This window comes from Kitasatospora nipponensis, assembly GCF_039528135.1.
In the GTDB taxonomy this organism is placed as follows: Bacteria; Actinomycetota; Actinomycetes; order Streptomycetales; family Streptomycetaceae; genus Kitasatospora; species Kitasatospora nipponensis.
The window spans coordinates 1-5864 of sequence record NZ_BAAALF010000308.1 but is presented as its reverse complement, the minus strand read 5'-3'; the positions used below and the strand labels follow the sequence as shown (position 1 = coordinate 5864).

Sequence of the window (5864 nt, the reverse complement as noted above, 5' to 3'; positions counted from 1 at the left end):
CGCGGTGACCTGTCCGGCCGGGAAGTCCAGGGTCACCCCGCCCAGCGCCCGGACCGTCCCGAACGTCTTGGTGATCGCCCGGACACCCGCCGAACGACCGGTGAGCGCCCCGACGGCGCCCGGCGCGTCCTGTGCCGCCGTCCCCCGGGTGGCCGCTCCGGGCGGCCGCGGGGTGGGGTCCGCGCTCTGGGTTCTGCTCATACGGGATCACCTCGAGGGTCGTGCGGGAGGGGGAGGCACCGCCTCCGGGGCCGGAAGGGCGGCCCGCGGTGGGGGACGGGGGATCGGCGTGGGTGGAGCCCGACGTAGGTGGCGCGGGTTCATTCCAACGTAAAGTCTCAGAAACACACAGGTTCAAACGCGATGGGAGATATGACACCCGTGTTGCCGCGGCTGCGTCAAGGGCAGCGGGGGGTCGAGACCACCTTGTGACGTTCGCATCCGGTCCGGGGGAGGGGTCGGCGGCGGGTCGGAAGTTCGTGATCAGGTGTCAGAGGGCTTGCTGTCAGGCCTGGTTGGTGATCCTGATGGGACAAACCGGCGTCCGTCGGGGCGTCGTTCGTCCGGTTGCTCCCGGCGGGCGACGGTGACTGCCGGTCGGGGTGGGGCGCGCGCTCGCCTGCGCCGGTCCGGCCGGGTGGTGCGGGGTCGTCGGACCGCTCTCGGTGACCACCGTCGGTGTTCCCGGAAATCCGACTCCCGGCATTCCGTGCTCGGTGCGCAATGCGCTCTGAATGCGGGCCGGTGGCGGTCGTTCGTGGAGTCGGCGCCGGTGGGCGGTGGGGGTGTGGGGGTGCTGCCGCCCTGGTGGAGGTGGAGGTGCACGGGCTTCTCGCCGCTTTTCCGCTGCCTGGTGGGGGAGCGGGGATTCCGGCGAGCCGCACTGTTCGGTGTATCCAGATAAGAGCAACGAGCGGCCGGAGTCCAGTGATCCGAGCCCCTGTTCTTCGGAGCGTTTCCCGAAAGGGTAGGGGCGGGCGACGGAAGTCTGGGTAGTCGGTCGGACGGTGGTCCGTAGACCGTCCGGAGTCGGGGGCTGTCCTGGGTGTCCCGGGCGGAACGGTGCGCGTCGCCCAGGCCGCCTCTGCCGGGGAAAGCAACAGAATCAAACACGGATGGCTTCGGATGCTCCTTCGGACAGGGCCGAGCCGCCCCCGTGGGTCCGAAGGCCGGCCGCCAGGAGTGAACCGGCTCAGCCGGGGCAGCCGAAGCGTCAACGGTGCGCCGCTCGACGAGAGTCGCCGGGTGCGGCGCCACGACGAGAGGACACGTATGAGCTCCGCCGAGATCTGGGTCTACCGCACGACGTCCGGCCACCTCTTCGGTGCCGACCTGATCGGCTTCCACGTCGAGGCCACCGACGGCCAGGTCGGCAGGATCGACCAGCACTCCGACGAGGTCGGCTCCGCGTACCTGGTGGTCGACACCGGCCCGTGGATCTTCGGCCGGCACGTGCTGCTGCCGGCCGGCACCGTCGTCCAGGTCGACCACTCCGAGAAGAAGGTCTACGTCGACCGGAGCCGGGAGGAGATCAAGGCCGGCCCCGACTTCGAGCCCCGCACCCACACCAGCCCGGCCGCTCGCGAGATGTACAGCTCCTACTACGGGCCGTTCTACGGCGGCCCGATGCTCTGAGCGGGGACCGGGCCGCTCGCCCGGCCGGCCGTTCGGCCGGGCGCGTGACGGACAGACGGGCGACACGGACGGGGCGGTCGCGCCCCGCTGGAACGGAAGGCCACCCTATGACCGACTTCGTCATCTCCCTGCCCGGAACGCTCCGCCGGGACCTCACCGAGCTCGGCCGCAGCCGGCTGCTCGGCGCCCTGCGGGGGACCGACCCGCGGCGGGTGGGATCGGATCCGCAGGATCTCGAGGTCCTGACCGAGCACGAGGGCGAGTCCACCTTCACCGTTCGGGTGGAGGTCGCGGCCGACGACAGCGCCGAGGCCGAGCGCGAGGCGGTGCTCCTGGGCCTGCGGGCGCTGAAGGCCGCGGGGTTCGACGAGCAGACCGTGCTGCTCGGGCAGCCCGTCGTCACGGCCATCGACATCGCCCGGGACGGCGCCGTCGAGCGGGTCGGTGACCCGGCCTCAAGCCGCGACCTCGCCTGAGATCGCGCTCACTTCCAGGAGACCGACACGCCCAGCAGCACCAGCAGCAGGCACATCCCGAGGTTGGTGATCGGGTAGGAGACCAGGATCGCGACGAACTCGCGCAGCGTCGCGCTGGGCCAGTAGTACGCGGCGGTGGGCGCCCCGAGGACCTGAGCGGGGACGCCCGCGCGCCGGGCGATCACCGCGGCCCGGAAGACGTGGAAGTTGTTGGTCACCACGAGGCACCGGTAGCCGGGCTTGGCCGCTGCCATCAGGGCCCCGCTGAACTCGAGGTTCTCGTCGGTGTTGCCGGAGCGGTCCTCCAGCCGGATCCGCTCCGGCGGGACGCCGTGGCCGATCAGGTAGTCGGCCATCGCCCGCGCCTCGGAGGTCTGCTCGTCGGAGCCCTTGCCACCGGAGGCGATCAGCACCGGCGCCTCGCCGCGGTCGGCCTGGGCCCGGTAGAGCCGCAGCGCCCGGTCCAGCCGCCGCGCGAGCAGCGGGGGCACCCGGGAGCCGTCGACCAGTCCCGCGCCGAGCACCACGACGAAGTCCACGTCGCGGCGCACCCGCAGTCGGCCGTAGAGGAAGGCGTAGGCGATGAAGCAGAGGAAGAGGAAGGCCACGTAGCCGGCCACCGACAGCGTGCTGCTCGCGAGCACGCGCAACGGGCGGGAGTCGACGGTGAGCGTCGCCACCAGCAGTCCGGCGAGGGCGAGGATGCCCAGACCGGCCAGCAGCGAGAGCAGGTTGGCCGGCCGGCCGCCCTCCGCGCGGACCATCGTCACCCCGTTCGCGACCAGCAGCACCGCCAGTGCCAGGACCCCCATGATCGCGGCCACCGCGGCCGCGACGAACGCCACCCGCAGGAAGGTGTCGGGCAGGCGGTCCAGTTCGCCGAGCAGCCCCGCGACGAGGAAGAGCACCGCCAGGCCCAGCAGGACCGCGTTGCTGAAGCGCCGCCGCTCGCGCCGCACCCCGTACCCGAAGAGCAGCGTGAACACGGCGGCCAGGAGGTATGCGGGCATGCGAAGGATCCTATGCGCGCCCCCGGCCCGGCCGGCGGGCCCCCGGGGTCCGTCGGAGCGATCCGGCGGCTGTGACAGGGTGACCGGATGACGACGAACCGCGGGCCCGCACCCGGGACCGAACCCACCGGCTTCACCCCGTGGTCGGACAACGCCCCGGCCCACCGGGACCTCCTCGCGGCGAAGGCGCTCGTCTACGATCCCTGCGGGTTCACCTGCTCGCAGCCGGTCCCGGAAGCCGAGAGCGCCGAGTACGCCGCCCACACCTTCACCCTGGACGGACTCGCCGTCCGGTTCCGCGCGGCCAAGACGACCCCCACCAAGGTCGGCCAGTTCGTCACCGTGTGGAAGCGGTCCCCGGGCGGGCCGATCCAGCCCTTCGACGCGACCGACCCCGTCGACCTGTTCGTCGTCAGCACCCGCGAACGGGACCACTTCGGCCAGTTCGTCTTCCCGCTGGCCGTGCTCCGCGACCACGGCGTCGCCTCGGTGGACGGTGCCGGCGGGAAGCGGGCCTTCCGCGTCTACCCGCCCTGGGTGTCCACCACCAACCGTCAGGCCGGCACCGCACAGGCGTGGCAGCTGGACCACTTCCTGCACCTGCCCCCGGCCCGACCCGTCGACCCCACCCGCGCCCGGAGGCTCTACCACCGGGGGGAGTGACCCGGCCGGTCGCTCCGATCGGCGCGGTTCAGTCCCTGGTCAGGTCGAACCGCAGGTGGAAGTTGGTGCCGTCCTTGACCAGGGACCCGCTCGGGATGCGGTACGGGCGGACGGGACGCTCCGCGGCACCCCTTGCCCTCTGGGCCTCGTTGAACGTCGTCCAGGCGTTGTTGAAGGTCCTGACGATGTTGAGCGTCGACTTCCCGTTGACCGTCTCCATGATCTCCCGGTACGTGTCGCTGCCGTCGGCGAAGTCGAGTGGCCCGTCGGGAAGCAACTTCTCAAGGGCCTTCTTGGCCTGCGTCCCGGAGATGTTCTGCCGGTAGATGCTGCTGGGAAGCTCGTCCGGGGCCGGGAACTCGCCATCCCCGGCCGGACCCAGGTGCGTTTTCACCTGCTTCGGGAGCGCGTTGTCCTCGAAGTCGGATCCCAGGCTCCGGTGGACGGCGCTCCACTGGTGCAGGAAAGCCTCGCTCGCCGTGTACGTCTCCGTCGGGGCGCGGTAGTTCTCCATCATCACCGCGATGTTGTCCGCGCCGTGCCGGCCGTAGAGGTTCGTGAAGGAGCCGCCGGCCGTCGGTGGGTTCGCCTCCGGGTTGAGCAGGGCTGTGGTGTAGTCGTCGGTCCGCTCCTCCACCTGGACCAGTCGCAGTGGGCGGTCCTCGCGATCCTCCTCCTTGGCCTCGTCGCCACCCACGGGGGCGAACGCCGCGACCGCCCGGGACCGGTTCGCGGTCGAGGTCGAGGTCGCGGACTTGTTCTTCCGGACCGCGTTCTTGTAGTCGGCCATCCGCTCCGGGAACGGCTTCAGGCGCTGGACGACGGCCGGTCGCCCGTCCGACTGCGGCGCGGGCGACCGCGCCTGCGGGTCCTGGGCGAGCATCGCGCCGACCGCCGCGTTACCGATCCTGCGCTGAAGGCTCAGCAGCGCACGGGGGCTGACGGGGGCGCCGTTCCGTGGCAGTAACGCGGCCGCGCTCACCGCTCCCTGCGCCGGGGTTCGGACGGCCCGAGGTGAGGGGGCTTGTTCCTCGGCGCCGGGTTCGTGGCGGGTGGGCACGGGAGACTCCTTCGATGGCGGCCGGGCGCGGCCGAGCGGGCCGCTACCCGGCCACGTCGGCAGTCCCGGCCGGCGCGGCACGCTCGGAGCTGCCGTCGGGCTGGAGTCTTCCCCCTTCCGGGCTCCTGCCGCAGGTCACCCGGGCGCCCGCGAGGGCAGCGTGATTCGTCCATTCGGGCAAGATCGCAGCACTAGAGTGCGGGCATGCTCGAGATCATCAGGGAAGTCACCCGCTCCGGTGCCCGGACGGTCGCGGCCGTCGACGCGCTGACCGAGCCGCAGGTCCGGGCGCCCTCGGCGCTGCCCGGCTGGAGCCGCGGTCACGTCATCAGCCACGTCGCGCGCAGCGCCGACGCCTACCGGTGGCTGCTGGGGGTGGCCCGCACCGGGGTCGAGCCCGGCCCGAGGAGTGACGGTGCAGTGCTGGCCCGGGCGACGGCGGAGGGGGCGGAGCTGCCCGCCGCCGAACTCGCCGCCGACCTGGGCGGACGGCTCGAAGCGCTGTTCGCCGACGCCGCCGCCATGCCCGCCGAGCGCTGGGACACCCCGGTGACCGCTCTGGCGGGCTGGCCCCACCCGGCCTGGTACACCCTCTACCGCTGTTGGCGCGAGCTGGAGACCCACCTCGTCGACCTGGACGTCGGCTACCACCCGGCGGACTGGCCCGAGCCGTACGTGGCCTGGGCGCTCGACGACACCATCGCGGCGCTGACCGCACGCGACTTCCCGCTCGCCCGCGTCGAGGCCGTCGATCTCGGCCGGTCCTGGTCGCTCGCCGCCCGTGGTCCGGTGGTCACCGGTCCCGGCCACGCCGTCCTCGGCTGGCTCAGCGGCCGCGCGAACGGTACCCCGCCCGGCTCGGACGGCCCGCTGCCGCAGCCGCCGACCTGGCCGCTGCCGCTGGTCCGACCGTGAACGCGCGACGTCCCCCCGCCCGGTGTCGAGACCCGGTGGGGGGACGTCGTGTTGTGCTGGGTGGGGCTGGGCTCAGTGGAGGCCGGCCTTGACGGAGCAGATGGG

6 protein-coding genes and 1 pseudogene are annotated in these 5864 nt (G+C 72.5%); 4 read left to right on the top strand and 3 right to left on the bottom strand.

Annotated features, from left to right (window positions below; all coding sequences use genetic code 11):
• Window positions 1–201: pseudogene (locus ABD323_RS39025) on the bottom strand (hypothetical protein); the annotation flags it as partial.
• A gap of 1071 nt (window positions 202–1272) precedes the next feature.
• On the opposite strand from ABD323_RS39025, the gene ABD323_RS39020 reads away from it, so the two are divergent.
• The gene (locus tag ABD323_RS39020) at window positions 1273–1635 is read left to right on the top strand and encodes a ribosome maturation factor RimM (RefSeq protein WP_344446852.1); all 363 of its coding nucleotides are present in this window, start codon (window positions 1273–1275) and stop codon (window positions 1633–1635) included.
• A gap of 107 nt (window positions 1636–1742) precedes the next feature.
• Entirely contained in the window at window positions 1743–2111 is a 369-nt protein-coding gene (locus ABD323_RS39015; protein ID WP_344446851.1) for a hypothetical protein, read from the top strand.
• A gap of 8 nt (window positions 2112–2119) precedes the next feature.
• Here the strand turns inward: ABD323_RS39015 and ABD323_RS39010 are convergent, their stop codons facing one another.
• The gene (locus ABD323_RS39010; RefSeq protein ID WP_344446850.1) at window positions 2120–3121 is read right to left on the bottom strand and encodes a YdcF family protein; all 1002 of its coding nucleotides are present in this window, start codon (window positions 3119–3121) and stop codon (window positions 2120–2122) included.
• Between the two features lie 87 nt (window positions 3122–3208).
• Here ABD323_RS39010 and ABD323_RS39005 point away from each other — a divergent pair, with 87 nt between their 5' ends.
• Window positions 3209–3784, top strand: coding sequence for a MepB family protein (locus ABD323_RS39005; RefSeq protein WP_344446849.1), 576 nt, complete (start codon window positions 3209–3211; stop codon window positions 3782–3784).
• 28 nt (window positions 3785–3812) lie between these two features.
• On the opposite strand, the gene ABD323_RS39000 is transcribed toward ABD323_RS39005, so the two are convergent.
• The gene (locus ABD323_RS39000) at window positions 3813–4844 is read right to left on the bottom strand and encodes a hypothetical protein (protein ID WP_344446848.1); all 1032 of its coding nucleotides are present in this window, start codon (window positions 4842–4844) and stop codon (window positions 3813–3815) included.
• Window positions 4845–5048: 204 nt separating this feature from the next.
• On the opposite strand from ABD323_RS39000, the gene ABD323_RS38995 reads away from it, so the two are divergent.
• Complete coding sequence (locus tag ABD323_RS38995) at window positions 5049–5759, top strand: maleylpyruvate isomerase family mycothiol-dependent enzyme (RefSeq protein ID WP_344446847.1); 711 nt, start codon at window positions 5049–5051, stop codon at window positions 5757–5759.
• Window positions 5760–5864: the final 105 nt, after the last annotated feature.

Excerpts from the sequence above, each read along its gene's own strand:
- ABD323_RS39020 (WP_344446852.1), top strand. The coding sequence starts at position 1,273 with ATGAGCTCCGCCGAGATCTGGGTCTACCGCACGACGTCCGGCCACCTC.
- ABD323_RS39015 (WP_344446851.1), top strand. The coding sequence starts at position 1,743 with ATGACCGACTTCGTCATCTCCCTGCCCGGAACGCTCCGCCGGGACCTC.
- ABD323_RS39010 (WP_344446850.1), bottom strand. The coding sequence starts at position 3,121 with ATGCCCGCATACCTCCTGGCCGCCGTGTTCACGCTGCTCTTCGGGTAC.
- ABD323_RS39005 (WP_344446849.1), top strand. The coding sequence starts at position 3,209 with ATGACGACGAACCGCGGGCCCGCACCCGGGACCGAACCCACCGGCTTC.
- ABD323_RS38995 (WP_344446847.1), top strand. The coding sequence starts at position 5,049 with ATGCTCGAGATCATCAGGGAAGTCACCCGCTCCGGTGCCCGGACGGTC.